The following is a 457-nucleotide window of genomic DNA, read 5'->3' as shown; positions in this document are numbered from 1 at the left end:
TGATCTGGTCCCTGAAAAGTGGACGCCATAAGGTTGATAATCAGCCTTGTGGAGGATGCGATGAAATCGGTACCGAGGCGGAAGTACACGGAGGAGTTTCGCGCGGCAGCGGTCGAACAGGTGATAGTGGGCCGGCGTGGATTGCGAGAGGTTGCGCGAAGTCTGGAGATGTCGGACAAGACGCTAGCGAATTGGGTCAGCGACGCTCGGGAGGCGCCAGTCAAGCGTGGGCAAAGGGCTCCGGTAACGGATCTGGAGGCTGAGAACGCACGCCTGAAGCAGGAAAATGCACGGCTGCGAATGGAGAAAGAAATACTGAAAAAAGCAGCGGCGTACTTCGCGAAGGAGTCGCTGTGAAGTACGCCTGGATCGAGCGACACCGAAACGTTTACCCGGTCGGGTTGATGTGCGAGTCGCTGGGCGTGTCGAAGAGCGGCTGGTACGCCGCACGCAGGCG

General features: G+C 58.9%; 1 protein-coding gene. It reads left to right on the top strand.

From position 1 onward, the window contains the following. Positions 1-60: 60 nt before the first annotated feature. Entirely contained in the window at positions 61-357 is a 297-nt protein-coding gene (locus PQR02_RS40810) for a transposase (RefSeq protein WP_408243452.1), read from the top strand. Positions 358-457 lie beyond the last annotated feature (100 nt).

Origin of the sequence: Paraburkholderia sediminicola (assembly GCF_046026895.1) — a bacterium.
Classification (GTDB): domain Bacteria; phylum Pseudomonadota; class Gammaproteobacteria; order Burkholderiales; family Burkholderiaceae; genus Paraburkholderia; species Paraburkholderia sediminicola_C.
This window is presented reverse-complemented; position numbering and strand designations above follow the sequence as displayed.

Excerpts from the sequence above, each read along its gene's own strand:
- PQR02_RS40810 (WP_408243452.1), top strand. The coding sequence starts at position 61 with ATGAAATCGGTACCGAGGCGGAAGTACACGGAGGAGTTTCGCGCGGCA.